Here is a 14,447-nt window from a genome sequence, read left to right on the forward strand (position 1 = left end):
CTGGAGGCTCCAGCCCAGCGGCCCCCCGAACCCGCGCCGGCGCCCCCTCTTCCTCCCTCGGTGCGTCGGGCGGCGTGCACCGAGAGGCAACCGGTTGAGTCCCGTCATCGCGTCCGTCCCCGCAGGCCACGTCTACGTCCGTCACCTCGCTCCACCTGACGGCGACACGACGGTCACGCGGCTGCCGGACCCCCGTCCCCGCGCCGACGTGCCCGACGCCCAGTGGTGGCCGCCGCGGATGCTCGAGCCGGGCTGGGTCGACGCCCATGCCGCCGACTTCGACGTCATGCACGTGCACTTCGGCTTCGATGCCGTGTCACCCGACGACCTCGCCCGGGTCGCCTCGAGCCTGCGCCGCCACGGGAAGCCCCTCGTGCTGACCGTTCACGACCTGCGCAACCCGCACCACCACGAGCGCGAGCTGCACGACGCACAGCTCGGGGTCCTCGTCGAGGCGGCTGACGCCCTCATCACGCTCACTCCCGGCGCCGCGGCGGAGATCGCCGAGCGATGGGGGCGCGAGGCGCTCGTCGTGCCCCACCCGCACGTCGTCGAGGAGCCGCGCCTGTCCCGGCCCCGAGTGCCGCACCGCGGCTACGTCATCGGGGTCCACGCCAAGAGCCTGCGAGCGGGCATGGACCCGCTACCCGTCATCGAGCAGATCGTCGCCACCCTGCCGGAGATGCCCGGCGCCCGGCTGCGCGTCGACGCCCACACCGACGTCATGACCCCGGGCGGCCCCCGACACGCGAGCGACCTCGAGCCCCGGCTCCGGGAGCTCGCAGCGACCGACGGCGTCGACCTGCGGGTCCACGACTACTTCAGCGACGACGAGCTGTGGGACTACCTCCAGTCCCTCGACGTCTCGGTGCTGCCCTACCGCTTCGGCACGCACTCGGGCTGGCTCGAGGCGTGCCACGACCTCGGGACGACGGTCGTCGCCCCCGACTGCGGCCACTACGCCGACCAGCGTCCGTGCCTCCTCTACAGCGCGCCTGGATCCCTTCCGGACGACGGTGCCCCGACGCTCCGGGACGCCCTCCTGAGGGCCTACCACGAGCGGCCCTCGTGGCGGGCCGAGCCGGAGGAACGCCGACGCGAGCGCCACGACGTCTCGCGTGCTCACGAGCAGGTGTATGCCGACGCGCTGGCTGCCGCTGCGGAGCGGGGTGTCGCGTGCGCGTCGTGATCCTCGCTGCCGCGAGGCACCCCATCGCGGAGCCGTTCGCCGGTGGCCTGGAGTCGCTGACGTGGCACCTCGTGCGAGGGCTGCGGCGACAGGGTGTCGACGTGTCCTTCTTCGCCGGCCCGGGCAGCGACCCGGCGCTGGGGGCGACCCCGCTCGACGTCGAGCCCCTGCGCCTGAGCCACACCGCCCGGAGCGACGCGTCGATGGTGCCGGAGGCGTGGCTGCGCGAGCACCACGCATACCTGCAGGTCATGCTGGCGCTCCAGCAACGTCCCGATGTCGCGGTCGTGCACAACAACAGCCTCCACCACCTGCCCGTCGCCATGGCCGGCTCGCTGCCGTCACCCGTGCTCACGACCCTGCACACTCCGCCGACCCCGTGGCTCGAGCCCGCGATCGAGATCGGCGCTCGGTCACGAAACCCCTTGCGGCACAGCCACTTCGTCGCCGTGAGTGAGCACACCGCGCGGTCGTGGGCGCACGTCACTCCGGCGCACGTCGTCCACAACGGCGTCGACGTCGACCGATGGGTCGAAGGACCCGGCGGCGACGACCTCGTCTGGGTGGGCCGGCTCGTGCCGGAGAAGGCACCACACCGGGCCATCGCCATGGCCCGGGCGGCAGGCCGCCGGCTCCGCCTCGCGGGCCCGGTCGGCGACGCGGACTACTTCACCCGGCACGTCGCGGGCGAGCTCGGCGACGACGTCGAGTACGTCGGCCACCTCGGTACCGACGGCCTCGTCGCCCTCGTCGGGGCGAGCGCGGCCATGCTCGTGACGCCGGAGTGGGACGAGCCGTACGGCCTCGTCGCCGCGGAGTCCCTCGCGTGCGGCACGCCGGTCGTGGCGTTGGACCGCGGTGGCCTGCGCGAGTTCGTCGTGCCCGGCGTCGGGCTGCTGCTGCCCCGGGACTGCGACGACGCGGCCGCTGCCGAGGCCGTGGCCGCAGCCGTCGACCTCGACCGCGCTGCGTGCCGGGCGCACGCCGTCGTCGCCTGCTCGGTGGACCGCATGGTCGAGAGCTACCTCGGGATCTACGAGTCCCTCAGCGCGATGTCCGGTGCCGCATGATCGGCTGGTACGTCCACCACCAGGGGCTCGGCCACCTGACCCGCCTGCAGACCGTCGCCGAGCACCTCAGCTCGCCCGTCACGGGGATCAGCTCCCTTCCAGCCCCCGACGGATGGCCGTCGGAGTGGCTGCAGCTCGACCGCGACGACCAGATGCCCGCCGGCGAGGTCGTCCGCGCCGACCCCACGGCCGGCGACGTGCTGCACTGGGTCCCGCGGCACGACGCCGGACTGGCCCACCGTGCCGCTGCACTGACCGAGTGGATCGCCCGGACGCGGCCCTCACTCGTCGTCGTCGACGTGTCGGTGGAGGTGGCGACGCTCGTCCGGCTGTGCGGCGTACCGGTCGTCGTGCTTGCCATGCCCGGAGAGCGCACCGACCGCGCCCACGTCCTCGCCTACGACCTCGCCGATGCCCTGCTCGCCCCGTGGCCCGAGGCGGCCCATGCGACCGCCTGGCCCGGGTCGTGGCGAGACAAGCTGTGGGCGGTCGGGGGCATCTCGCGATTCGACGACCGGGTCCCGTCGCGTCGACGCACGTCCCTCGGCTCGGCCGCGGACGGCATCGACGCCCTGGCGGACGGCCCCGCCTCTGCCGGGCCGGAACCCGCCGAGGCATCGCCGCGACGCGTCCTCGTCCTCTGGGGCGGCGGCGGACGGTCGACGTCCGCCGCGGAGGTGGCCGCCGCCCGGGCCGCGACACCGGGCTGGGAGTGGGTCGAGCGCGGCCCGGGCTCGCCGTCGCCCGACCTGTGGGCCGACCTCGAGTCCGCCGACGTCGTCGTCACGCACGGCGGCCAGAACGCGGTCGCCGAGGTCGCCGCGGCGCGCCGTCCCGCCGTCGTCGTGGCCCAGCCGCGCCCCTTCGACGAGCAGGTGGCGACGGCCGCCGCCGTCGACCGGCTCGGGGCTGCGGTCGGCGTCCGCGCCTGGCCGCGCGCCACGGCCTGGCCCGGCCTGCTCGACCGGGCCCTCGACCGGGGCGGGGAGGGCTGGCGCCGGTGGTCCACCGGTCACGGGGCGGCCTCCGCAGCGGCCAGGCTCGACGAGCTCGCCGCCCGCCACGCCCGCCACGCCCGCCACGCCCGCACCGGCGACGACATCCGCACGGCGTCGTGACACGCGCCCTCTCACCGACAGCCGGGACGCCCGCGGGCAGGGCGCCCCGCGTGGCCGTGGTGACGATCGTGCACGGGCGCCACACGCACCTCGCGCGCCAGCTGTGGGGCCTGCGTCGCCAGACCCGACTGCCGGACCTGCAGGTGGTCGTCGCGATGGACGACCCGGAGGTCGAGCCGCTCGCCCGGTCGCAGGCGGGGCCGTGGGACGTGCGGGTCGCGAGCCTGCCGCGTCGACGGGGAAGGCTACCCCTCGCCGCCGCGCGCAACCTCGGGGTCGCCGTCGCCTCCCGCGCCGGCGCCGAGCAGGTCGTGCTCCTCGACGTCGACTGCATCCCGTCACCACGGCTCGTCGAGCGGTATGCCGCCGTGCTGCGCGACGAGCACCCGCGCAGTCCCGGGCCGGGCGTGGCACCGCTGGTCCTCTCCGGAGAGGTGGCCTACCTGCCACCGGCCCCGGCGGGACGCGACTACCGCGACCTCGACCTCGCGGCCCTGGCCTCGCCGCACCCGGCCCGGCCGACCCTGGCCTCGGACGAGGTGCGTCCTGCGGAGGACCTGCGGCTCTTCTGGTCCCTGTCCTTCGCGCTGACGGTGCGCTCGTGGAACGCCGTCGGGGGCTTCGACGAGGCGTACGTCGGCTACGGCGGCGAGGACACCGACTTCGGCCAGCGCCTCGGCGCCTCCGGTGGGCGCCTGCTCTGGGTCGGCGGTGCCGTGGCACACCACCAGCACCACCCGACGAGCTCGCCGCCCGTCCAGCACGTGCACGACGTCGTCGCCAACGCCAACCGCTTCGCCCGCCGGTGGGGGTGGTGGCCGATGGAGGGGTGGCTCGACGCGTTCGCCACCCTGGGGCTCGCCCGGCGCGACCCCGACGGCACGTGGCAGGTCACCGGAGACGCGCCCGGCTGAACGTCAGCGGGCGAGGACCACGGTGCTGAGGGCGTGCTCGACGACGGCCCGGCTCGTCGAGCCGAGCGACATGCCGGCGAAGCCACCGCTCCCGGTCGCCCCGAGGACGACGAGGTCCGCGACCGCGGACAGGCTGATCAGCTGCTCGGCAGCATGCCCGGAGAGCACCTTCTGCTCGATGACGACGTCCGGGAAGTCGTCGGCCACCTCGTCCACGACTTCCCCGAGGAAGGCCTGAGTGGCCTCCTCCGGGTCGGCCGTGAACCACCACGGCGACGCACCGATCCGCTCGGGCGGCGCCAGCGGGTAGAGGTGCCACACCGCGACCGCGACGACCACGGCCCCCTTGGCGTGGGCGTCGGCACAGGCCCAGCGCAGCGCGGCCCGGCTCTGCTTCGAGCCGTCCACCCCCACGACGATCCTGCCCCTCGGCCGAGGCGCGTCAGCCCCGCGCTCCCCAGCGGGCCGTGTCGCCACACGTGCCGCCCCGGGGCGGGCCGGACCTGGGTCGCGCTGTCTCGTCTCGTCCATGGTGCTCACCTCTGGGTCCAGCGTCTGCCGCGGACCGCACTGCCGACAGATGCATCGGTCCTGTCCGATCCGGGACCTTGGTCCCGGCACCTGGCGACCTTCGGCCGTGTCATGACCCGCCCACCGGCGCGCACCATCGATGCAGCGCCGTGCCCGGCGCCGCCGACCAGGGAGAGCACCATGTGCACCGTCCTCATCACCTACTCGACCCCACCACCGCCGCCGGAGACGGCGCCCGAGTCGTACGCCACGGGCGTGCTCCCGACCGGAGTGGCCACGGGCGCGCCGGCCACGCCCCCCTCGTCGTCCTCGTTCGCGGCGACGACCGCGGGGATCGACGAGGCCATCGCCGCGTCGATCGCCGATGAGCTCTCGCGCGCCGGGCACCGCGTCACGTGCCGCCCGTGCGTCGCGATCACGTCGACGGAGGGCTTCGACCTCGTCGTCGCCGTCGACCACCTGCACGTCAGCCACTGGAGCGGCCGGCCGTCGGTCCCCGTCCGGCCCACGGAGCCGCCGGACCCCGGCGCCGAGGCGGGACCGGAGGACGGCCGGTCCACCATCCCGATGACGTGGTGCGCCGACTGGCGTGCCGTCGACGCGTGGGCGCGCAGCGTCGGCGACCACCTCGTGCACTTCCTCGAGGTGCGCACCGAGCTGGCCCGGGTGCGTGCCGAGCTCGACCGGTGCCGAGCGATGCTCCGCGCCGTGACTCCCGAGCCGCGCCCGGTCAGCGCCGTCGAGCTCGGACGGCCCGTGGGACGTGACTCCGGCCGCGCCCACCACCCCCAGCGCCTGGCCTCGGCCGGGCCGACGCCGAGGTCCTGACATGACGACGACCGGCCGGCCGACCGGCGAGAGCGCGGACCACGCGGACCACGGGCAGCGGTCGAGCCGACGCATCAACTACGCCGACCTGACCCCGACCGAGTGCCAGGCCCTGCTCGAGTCCCGCAACGTCGGGCGCATCGGGTGGAATGCCGGCCACGGCCCCCAGATCTTCCCCGTCAGCTATGCCTGCGCGGCCGACCTCATCGTCTTCCGGACCTCGCCCTTCGGCGTGCTCTCGGAGCTCGTGCGGCCGACCCAGGTGGTCTTCGAGGTCGACGACCTCGACGACATGGCACACACGGGGTGGAGCGTCATCGCACGCGGTCGCGCCCAGGCCGTCGCGTCACCCGCGCTGCTCACGCACCTGTGGACGGTCGAGGGTGCCGAGCCGTGGGCCGGTGGCGTGCGCAACGTCTTCATCGGGATCAGCGTCGAGCGGATCACCGGTCGTTCCTTCGGATCGCAGCGCGTGCCGTCCGCCGCGCGACGCAGTGCCCGCTGACGGCCCGCCCCGTCCTGCGACAACGAGCCACCGGCGCAGCCGCGCGGGCCTAGCCTTGGGTGATGACGGCGACGCGCGCGACCGGCCGACGGGTGCGGACGGCCGCCGTGCCTGCGCGGACGACACGCTGATGGTCGAGCGTGTCCCGTCGCCCCGCCCGGCCGGCACACCGGGCCCGCGCGGCTCGGCACCCAGGGCAGGCGTGGCGGCCTCGACGGGCTCGACGGGCTCGACGGGCTCGGCGGAGGACCGGCTGCGCGGCCTGCTCGCGGCCAACCGCTCCGTCGTCTCGGAGCTCGCGCTCCCTGCCGTGCTCCGCCGCATCGTCGAGGCAGCACGCGCCGTCGCCGGCGCCCGCTACGCCGCGCTCGGGGTCATCGGGATCGACGGCCGGCTCGAGCAGTTCATCCACTCGGGCATGGACGCCGAGGTGGTCGAGCTGATCGGCCACCTGCCCACCGGGCGCGGCGTGCTCGGCGCCCTCATCGAGGAGCCGGAGCCGATCCGGCTGCACGCCATCTCCGACGACCCGCGGTCCGTCGGATTCCCCGCCGGGCACCCTCCGATGCACGGCTTCCTCGGGGTGCCGGTGCGCTCCCGGGGCGAGGTCTTCGGCAACCTCTACCTGGCCGAGCGCGTCGACGGCTCGGACTTCTCGTCCGACGACGAGGACCTCGTCGTGGCCCTCGCCGCGAGCGCCGGTGTGGCCATCGAGAACGCTCGCCTCTACGAGGAGTCGCGACGACGCCAGGAGTGGCTGCGGGCGTCGGCCGAGATCAGCCGCGACCTGCTCCGGCCCGGCCTCGGCGAGCAGGTCCTCGTCCGCATCGCCGACGCGGTGCTGCGCCTCGCCGACGCCGACGTCGTCACCCTCGACTTCCCCGACCGCGAGACGGACGCCGCCCTCGCCGACGCCGACGAACCACTGGCGTATGCCGTCCGCCTCGTCGTCGGGGTCGCGCGCGGGGTGGGGGCCGACGGCCTCGTCGGAACGGCATACCGATCCGGTCCCTCGCTGGCCGGCACGGCGATGCGCGAGCGCCGGGCGGTCCTCGCCGAGGCGTCCGGGCCCGCCGACCCGACCCTCCTCTCGGTCGACGGGGCCGGGTCGGGCGGGCCGGCCATGGCCTGTCCGCTCGTCGGCGAGGCCGGGGTGCGCGGCGCCGTCGTCGTCGCCCGACGGGCCGGGAGCCACCCGTTCACCCGCGCCGACGTCGAGATGGCCGAGCAGCTCGCGACCCACGCCGCGCTCGCACTCGAGCTCGCGGACGGTCGCGCCGACGAGGAGCGCATCGCGGTGCTCGAGGACCGCCACCGCATCGCCCGCGACCTGCACGACCACGTCATCCAGCGCATCTTCGCCACGGCCCTGTCGCTCGAGGCGGTCACCGAGCGCGCCGCCGACACGACGGTCCGCGGGGCCCTGGGCCGAGCGGTCGAGGACCTCGACGAGACGATCCGACGGATCCGGGCCTCGATCTTCGAGCTGCAGGAACCCCCGTCGTCGCTCGACGCCCGCGCCGTGCTGCTCGAGGTGGTCGCCGCAGCGACCGCAGGTCTCGGCGTCGAGCCGACCCTGAGCCTCGAGGGACCGGTCGCGACGGTCATCGACCCCGTGCTGGTCCACGACGTCACGGCCGTCCTCCGCGAGGCGCTGACCAACGTCGTCAAGCACGCGCGGTGCTCCGCCGTCTCCGTCCGCGTCGCCGTCACGGCGGAGGCCGTCACGGTCGAGGTGACCGACGACGGCCCGGCCGCGCGGGGCTCGGGGGCCGACGGCACGCGCCGCGGCAGCTCGGGGACACCGGCTGACCGCGACGCCACCGACGCCACCGACGGCGCCGGACGGACCACGCGCCCGCCCGAGCGACGTCACCGCGGCCTCGCCAACCTCACGAAGCGCGCCCACGACCGCGGCGGGGACTGCACGCTGACGACCGACGAGAGGGAGACGGTGCTGAGATGGACCGCCCTGCTGACCCCGTGACGACGCCGATCACGGTGTCCCTGCTCGACGACCACGAGATCGTCCGCCGAGGGCTCGTCGACCTGCTCGAGTCGCACGACGGCTTCCGGGTCGTCGGGGAGGCCGGCACCGCCGCCGAGGCCCTGCGACGCATCCCGACGCTCGCCCCGCAGGTGGCGCTGCTCGACGCGCGGCTCCCCGACGGGAGCGGCATCGACGTGTGCCGCGAGGTCCAGGTGAGCAGCCCCGGCACGCGCTGTCTCATCCTCACCTCCTACGACGACGACGATGCTCTCTTCGCCGCGGTCATGGCCGGGGCCTCGGGCTACCTGCTCAAGCAGATCCGCGGCACGTCCCTCACCGAGGCGGTCGCGCACGTCGCCGCCGGCCACTCCCTCATCGACCCTGCCCTCGTCGAGCGCCTGCTCGAGCGGATCCGCCGACCCCAGGGCGCCGACACCGCGGACGGCGGCGGTGAGCACCCGTCGGGGCGGGTCGGATCGGCGCGACCGGGCTCGCGCACCGGGACCCTGACCGACCGGGAGCAGGAGATCCTCACCCTCATCGCCGAGGGACTGACCAACCGCCAGATCGGCGACCGCCTGCACCTCGCCGAGAAGACCGTCAAGAACTACGTGTCCGGCCTGCTCGCCAAGCTCGGCTTCGAGCGCCGCACCCAGGCCGCGGTCTACGGCGCCCAGCACGGCACGGAGCCCGCGGAGCACCACGAACGCAGGTGACGGCATACGCCGAGCCGACGGTTGTAACGGATGCACGCGGGCCGCGATGGTGTGGGTGAGGCGGCACCCGATCCCCCGAGCGGGTGCCGTCTCGCTGCCTGTCCGGCGTCGGTCCCGCCGGCGACGTCACCGCCGCCCCTGGCTGGTTGAAGGGCGACGATGGCGCCGGGTGACGAGTACCCAGCGAGAGCCGCGTCAGTCGCCCGCCTCGTGTCCCGCCGTACCGGACGAACCGGACGCCCCACCCGCTCGGCACCATCCGTCGGACCGGTCCCCTAGGCTTGACGCGCGCCAATCGCGGTCGAGCAAAGGCCGCCGGCGGGGTACCAGTAGGAGTTTTCGCATGGAGCCACACGTCGTGGCGGGCACCTCGCCCAGAGACGGGGTCGACACGGTCTTCGGGGCGTCCGACGACGCCGACGAGCAGCTGACCCCGGTCGAGACCTACCTCCTCGAGGCGCTCGAGCGTCTCGACGCCGCCGAGTCGCGCGCCCTCCACCTCGAGGCCGCCCTCGCCCACAGCCGTGACATCGGCGCCGCCATCGGCATCCTGATGGCGCTGCGTCGCATGACGCGGGGGCAGGCGTTCGACGAGCTCAGGCGGGCCAGCATGGCGCGCAACGTCAAGCTGCACGTGCTCGCGCTCGAGGTCGTCGAGACGGGGCGCATCGATCAGTCGTGACCCGCGGGGCCGCCGCCCCGCCGACCCCCCCCGGCACGTCCCCGTCCCTGCCTCGGGATGGTCCTTTCGTCGTGGTGCTTCTGCTCGGCGCCTCCGAGAGACATGATGTAGATCGGTGACCTGCGCACGTGGCCAGGCCGGGAGGAGCACGATGCAGCCGGACGGCGCTGCGCACGAGCCGCGGCCGCAGGACGCGCCGGAACCGGCCGCGGCCGGGCCGGGTGCGCCGGGTGAGCGGGGTCGCAGCCAGGTGCGCCGTGAGCGCGGGTCCGGCTTCCGCCGCGCACTCGGTCTCACCGTCCTCGGCACCGTCCTGCCGGGCGCCGGGCTGACGCAGACCCGCAGCCGCTGGGTCGGCTGGACCATCCTCGGCATCACCCTCGCCGCGAGCGCCGGCGCGGCCTACGCCGTGCTGACCCAGGGTGTCACGAGTGCTGCTCTCACGGTCGTCGCCCGGCCCGAACTGCTCCGCGGCGCCGTCGTCGTCATCGCGCTCTGGGGACTCGTCTGGTGCGCGTCGATCGTCCTCACGGCCGTCCAGGCGCGACCGGGCACGCTCGACCGCGGCCGCACCGGCCTGCTCGCCTCCTTCACGACACTCATGGTGCTCGTCGTCGGCGGCGGGGCCTTCACCGCCGCGGACTACGCCCTCATCACCCAGGACACCGTCGAGGTCGTCTTCTCGGCGCCGCCGTCGCGACCGGGCGTGGGCGCGAAGGTCGTCGAGGGCGACGACCCGTGGGCCGAGCAGGCTCGGGTCAACATCCTGCTGCTCGGCTCCGACGCGGGCTCCGACCGCATCGGCACCCGCACCGACTCGATGATCGTCGCGAGCATCGACACGCACTCCGGGCGCACGACGCTCATCTCGATGCCCCGCAACCTGCTCAAGGCACCGCTCGCCCCCGGCAGCCCCCTCCGTGCCCGCTACCCGTCCGGCCACTTCGGCTCGCCCGAGCGGTCCTGCGCCCAGAACGAGCCCGGCGTGACCGGCCAGTGCCTGCTGACCAACCTCTACAGCGAGGCGGAGGCGTATGCCGTCGACCACCCGGGCGCCTACCCCAAGGGTGTCGTGCCGGGCCGGGAGGAGATCCGCGGCACCGTCCAGCAGATCGTCGGGCTCACGATCGACCACGTCGTCGTCATCGACCTCAAGGGATTCTCGCTGCTCATCGACGCCATGGGCGGGCTCGACATCAACGTCAAGAACGCCGGCACGGGCGGGCCGCTGCCGATCGGTGGGCGCGTGACCGCCGACCAGCGCATCGTCGACGTCAAGGCGTGGTTCAGGCCCGGGCGCCAGCACCTCGACGGGTGGCACTCGCTCTGGTACGCCCGCTCGCGTGCCGCCGACAGCGACACGTTCCGGCAGGCCCGGCAGCGGTGCGTCGTCCAGGCGATCGTCGGGCAGGTGAACCCGGCCCAGATGGTGGGGCAGTACCCCCAGCTGGCGCGCATCGCGCGCGACAACATCTACACCGACATCCCGGCCCGGAGCCTGCCTGCCTTCGTCGACCTCGTCGAGCGGGTGCAGAAGGCCAAGGTCAACAGCGTGACGCTGACCCTCGACGACGGCATCAAGCCGTGGGACCCCGACTACGCGAAGGTCCGCGCCCTCGTCAGGAAGGGGATCGCCGCGCCGAAGCTCGCGAAGACACCGACGCCGACGTCCACGACGCCCGGTTCGACGGGCGGCACGGGCTCGGCGACCCGGACGCCGCGCACCCCCGCGACGCCGAGCCCGACGACGACGCCGTACGCGCAGTGCTGAGGGACGAGCCGGAGCCCGCGGCTCCGGGTCGGCCCGCCCCGGCGACCACCTCCACCGCCTGAGGGTCACCCTCGACGGGGGAATCGCCCGATGCGCGTCCCGCCTAGCGTGGCGGCCATGAGGACCAGCCCGATCGTCGTCGCCGCGCTCCTGTCGGTCAGCGTCGTCCCGCTCGCTGCGTGCACCTCGCAGCCGGACCCCGTCCAGGCGCGCATCACCAACCCGGCGCGTGGCACGAGCGTCAACGCCGAAGTCGGTTCCCTCCGGCTCCTTGCGACGAGGATCGACGCCCCGGAGGACCGGAAGCTGCTCACCGGGTCGAACACGGGACTCTTCACGACGCTCGCCAACGACGGCGCCACGGCGGACCGTCTCGTGGCAGTGAGCACCGCCTACGCCAGGCAGGTCATCATGCGCCAGGGCACCGACGGGCCCGAGGCCCCCGTCAAGGTCGACGTCCCCGCCAACGGGGTGGTCTCGCTGCAGTACCCCGGCGGCCTCCACCTCGAGATGGTCGACCTCGAGCTCGACGTGCGCGCCGGTCGGCTCCTGCCCGTGACCTTCCGCTTCGAGAAGGCCGGGAGCGTCACGGTCAACGTCTTCGTCGACGGCTTCGGTCTGCCGACCGTCTCGCCCGTCTCCCCCGTGGCACCGGCGACGAGCTGACGGGAGCCGACCCGCCAGACCTGCGAGCGCCGAGCTCAGTCGAGAGGATCGCGCCATGGACCCCGAGAACTCACCGGGTGCGGCCACCCGGGCCGCATTGAGCCACAGCCAGCTCATCGACCTCACGACGACAGGCCGGCGCACCGGTCGACGACGACGTATCGAGATCTTTCTGCACCACGACAACGGGCAGCTCTTCATCACCGGGATGCCCCGGGCCGACCGGACGCGCGACTGGATCCACAACATCGAGGCCGACCCCCACGTCGTGGTCCACCTGAAGCAGTCGGTCGTCGTCGACGTGCCCGCCACGGCGCGCGTCGTCACGGACCCTGACGAGCGCCGGCCCTTCATCGAGGCTGCCGCCAGACGTTGGCGGCGCACGGACGTGCCGGAGATGCTCCGGTACAGCCCGCTCATCGTGCTCACGGTCGATGACTCTTCCGACCACTGACCCCACGACCGGTCGACGGCCGCTCGTGATCCGGACCGACGAAGGGGCCGGCGACCGCCGTGGCCACGTGGGCTGAGTTCGCCGACGCCGAACCAGATCTCGCGGCCTTCGCTCGGGAGCGGATGGCGGGTCGGATCGTCTACCTGGCCACGCTGCGGCTCGACGGTGGCCCACGTGTGCACCCGGTGTCCCCGTGGCTCGCGGCCGGGCTGCTGTGTGTGTCGTTCCGCGACACCAGCCCGAGGCTCCGCGAGGTGGGACGTGACCCGCGGTACGCGTTCCACACGGCGCAGCCGTGGGACGACCACACCGGCGACCACGGGGAGTTCATGGCACGCGGCTCGCTGGAAGAGCTCGCTCCCTCGCACCCCGCAGTGGTGGCGCGCCCGAGCCAGACGGCATACGGCCTGGTCCACTATGCGTGCTCGGTCGCGGAGGCCGTGGCCACGGAGTACACCGACGAGGAGATGCCCGTCCGCCGACGGTGGACGGCGCCTCCGTCGGCGTGACCGGGTGACGGCGACGTGACCCACGGGCCCCAGGCGTGCCCCTCCGGACCCGACTACACCTGGGCCAGGTCGAGCACCTGAGGCGGCTCGCTCCAGATCAGGCGGGAGACCTGCTCGGGATAGCTCGTGACCTCCGGCTCGGCGTCGAACAGTCGCGTCGCTCCGGTGTCGTAGGAGGGCCACCCGGGGTCGCCGTTCGTCGCGAACGCCGTCCACGCGCTCCGCATCTGCTCGGACACCGCCTCGGCCTCCGCCGTGGGGTGGCCGATGAGCAGGGCCGGCTGACCGGCCGTGAGGGTGCCGAACACGAGCGGCACGTCCAGCCCGTGGCAGGCCCCGAGGACCCCGCCCATGCCGGGTGCCGGCCAGGTCAGCTCGTAGAGGTGGACCCGCCCGCCCGCGGCCAGCTGGGCCTCGGCGAGGTGCAGGGACGGCATCCGGAAGAGCCAGTCCGACCGCACCACGTCGTAGAGCTCCTCGGGGTCGGGGAAGCTCGCGCGGTAGCGCCCCGGGTCGGGGCCGAAGATCTCGGCCGCCTCGGCGGCCTGCTCCTCGGTGATCGCGCCCAGCTGCCCGCTCAGCGCCGTGAGCAGCCGCTGCTCATGGCGCGTGTGGCCGACCATCAGCTCGACCCGCCCGGTGAGCCCGAGCCACGGGGTCGTCGGGAGCACGTCACCGTCGACGACCGGCGCCAGGGGGACGTGTGCGTGAGCCGCGCGCCCCCAGCGGTCCGCGTGCAGCCCCATCGTCGCCGCCACTGCGTCGGCGGCTGCGGGCAGGGTCCGGGGGTCGGCCGCCGGCAGCTCGGAGGGGTCCAGACCGAGCTCGGCCGCGCAGGCCCGGGTGATGTCGGCGGCCAACCGAGGGGTGAAGAACGTGCCGGGCAGGCTCTGCGCGACGGCCCGGTGGAAGAGCCCGGCGGCGCGGGGCATGGCGAGCAGCGCCGCCACCGAACCGCCACCCGCGGACTGGCCGAAGACCGTGACCCGCTCGGGGTCGCCGCCGAAGGCGCCGATGTTGTCGCGCACCCACTCGAGCGCGGCGACCTGGTCCAGCAGGCCACGGTTCGCGGGCGTGCCGTCGACCCAGCCGAAACCGTCCAGGCCGACCCGGTAGTTGAAGGTCACGACGACGACCCCGCCGTGCGCGAGGAGGCCCCCGTCGTACTCAGGCAGGCCGGACGTGCCGAAGAGGTAGGCGCCTCCCTGGATCCAGACCATGACGGGTGACCGGCGCCCCAGCCCCGGCGACCAGACGTTGACGGTCAGCCAGTCGTCGCCCTCGTCGGTCAGGGCGTCCATGCCGAAGGCGGCCGACTGCGGCGGCGGCGGACCGAACGCGCGGGCCGGACGGGTTCCGGTCCAGGGCCGCACCCGTTCGGGGGCGGCGAAGGGAGCGGGCGGGGCCGCGTACGGGATGCCGCGGAAGACGGCGAGGCCGTCCTCGGTGGCGCCGCGCACGACGCCACCCGTGACCTCGACGTCGATGTCCACCCGACGATTGT

15 protein-coding genes are annotated in these 14,447 nt (G+C 74.3%); 13 read left to right on the forward strand and 2 right to left on the reverse strand.

The window, feature by feature from the left end:
• Nucleotides 1-94: 94 nt before the first annotated feature.
• Genes AB4Z14_RS11440 through AB4Z14_RS11455 form a run of 4 tightly spaced genes read left to right on the forward strand, consistent with a single transcriptional unit; the run spans nucleotide 95 to nucleotide 4,291 of the window.
• Nucleotides 95-1,189, forward strand: coding sequence for a glycosyltransferase family 1 protein (locus AB4Z14_RS11440; RefSeq protein ID WP_442275263.1), 1,095 nt, complete (start codon nucleotides 95-97; stop codon nucleotides 1,187-1,189).
• Nucleotides 1,177-2,259, forward strand: coding sequence for a glycosyltransferase (locus AB4Z14_RS11445; protein WP_442275264.1), 1,083 nt, complete (start codon nucleotides 1,177-1,179; stop codon nucleotides 2,257-2,259). Before AB4Z14_RS11440 ends, AB4Z14_RS11445 begins: the two co-directional genes overlap by 13 nt.
• Nucleotides 2,256-3,377: a glycosyltransferase gene (locus AB4Z14_RS11450; protein ID WP_442275265.1), complete on the forward strand. Its 1,122-nt coding sequence runs from the start codon at nucleotides 2,256-2,258 to the stop codon at nucleotides 3,375-3,377. The genes AB4Z14_RS11445 and AB4Z14_RS11450 overlap by 4 nt, the downstream gene beginning before the upstream one ends.
• 50 nt (nucleotides 3,378-3,427) lie before the next feature.
• Nucleotides 3,428-4,291, forward strand: coding sequence for a glycosyltransferase family 2 protein (locus AB4Z14_RS11455; protein ID WP_442275266.1), 864 nt, complete (start codon nucleotides 3,428-3,430; stop codon nucleotides 4,289-4,291).
• Nucleotides 4,292-4,294: 3 nt separating this feature from the next.
• Here AB4Z14_RS11455 and AB4Z14_RS11460 read toward each other — a convergent pair whose 3' ends face one another.
• On the reverse strand, nucleotides 4,295-4,822 hold the full coding sequence (locus AB4Z14_RS11460; protein WP_442275267.1) for a universal stress protein: 528 nt from the start codon (nucleotides 4,820-4,822) through the stop codon (nucleotides 4,295-4,297).
• Between the two features lie 180 nt (nucleotides 4,823-5,002).
• Between AB4Z14_RS11460 and AB4Z14_RS11465 the strand changes: the two genes are divergently transcribed.
• The 9 genes from AB4Z14_RS11465 (at nucleotide 5,003) to AB4Z14_RS11505 (ending at nucleotide 12,943) form a co-directional block, all read left to right on the forward strand.
• Entirely contained in the window at nucleotides 5,003-5,650 is a 648-nt protein-coding gene (locus AB4Z14_RS11465; RefSeq protein WP_442275268.1) for a hypothetical protein, read from the forward strand.
• A gap of 1 nt (nucleotide 5,651) precedes the next feature.
• Entirely contained in the window at nucleotides 5,652-6,155 is a 504-nt protein-coding gene (locus tag AB4Z14_RS11470; protein ID WP_442275269.1) for a pyridoxamine 5'-phosphate oxidase family protein, read from the forward strand.
• A gap of 130 nt (nucleotides 6,156-6,285) precedes the next feature.
• Complete coding sequence (locus AB4Z14_RS11475) at nucleotides 6,286-8,142, forward strand: GAF domain-containing protein (RefSeq protein WP_442275270.1); 1,857 nt, start codon at nucleotides 6,286-6,288, stop codon at nucleotides 8,140-8,142.
• On the forward strand, nucleotides 8,118-8,861 hold the full coding sequence (locus AB4Z14_RS11480; RefSeq protein WP_442275271.1) for a response regulator: 744 nt from the start codon (nucleotides 8,118-8,120) through the stop codon (nucleotides 8,859-8,861). Before AB4Z14_RS11475 ends, AB4Z14_RS11480 begins: the two co-directional genes overlap by 25 nt.
• A gap of 343 nt (nucleotides 8,862-9,204) precedes the next feature.
• The gene (locus tag AB4Z14_RS11485; protein ID WP_442275272.1) at nucleotides 9,205-9,543 is read left to right on the forward strand and encodes an ANTAR domain-containing protein; all 339 of its coding nucleotides are present in this window, start codon (nucleotides 9,205-9,207) and stop codon (nucleotides 9,541-9,543) included.
• A 151-nt stretch (nucleotides 9,544-9,694) separates the two neighbouring features.
• Entirely contained in the window at nucleotides 9,695-11,314 is a 1,620-nt protein-coding gene (locus tag AB4Z14_RS11490) for an LCP family protein (protein ID WP_442275273.1), read from the forward strand.
• Nucleotides 11,315-11,431: 117 nt separating this feature from the next.
• Nucleotides 11,432-11,980, forward strand: a complete 549-nt coding sequence (locus AB4Z14_RS11495; protein ID WP_442275274.1) for a copper chaperone PCu(A)C — start codon at nucleotides 11,432-11,434, stop codon at nucleotides 11,978-11,980.
• Nucleotides 11,981-12,035: 55 nt separating this feature from the next.
• A complete protein-coding gene (locus AB4Z14_RS11500) occupies nucleotides 12,036-12,434 on the forward strand; it encodes a nitroreductase family deazaflavin-dependent oxidoreductase (RefSeq protein WP_442275275.1) in 399 nt (132 codons plus the stop codon).
• Between the two features lie 59 nt (nucleotides 12,435-12,493).
• Nucleotides 12,494-12,943 carry a hypothetical protein gene (locus AB4Z14_RS11505; RefSeq protein WP_442275276.1) on the forward strand — a complete coding sequence of 150 codons (450 nt, stop codon included), beginning with the start codon at nucleotides 12,494-12,496 and terminating at the stop codon, nucleotides 12,941-12,943.
• 53 nt (nucleotides 12,944-12,996) lie between these two features.
• On the opposite strand, the gene AB4Z14_RS11510 is transcribed toward AB4Z14_RS11505, so the two are convergent.
• On the reverse strand, nucleotides 12,997-14,436 hold the full coding sequence (locus AB4Z14_RS11510; RefSeq protein ID WP_442275277.1) for a carboxylesterase/lipase family protein: 1,440 nt from the start codon (nucleotides 14,434-14,436) through the stop codon (nucleotides 12,997-12,999).
• Nucleotides 14,437-14,447: the final 11 nt, after the last annotated feature.

Origin of the sequence: Terrabacter sp. 2TAF16, from assembly GCF_052115065.1 — a bacterium.
Taxonomy (GTDB): domain Bacteria; phylum Actinomycetota; class Actinomycetes; order Actinomycetales; family Dermatophilaceae; genus Terrabacter.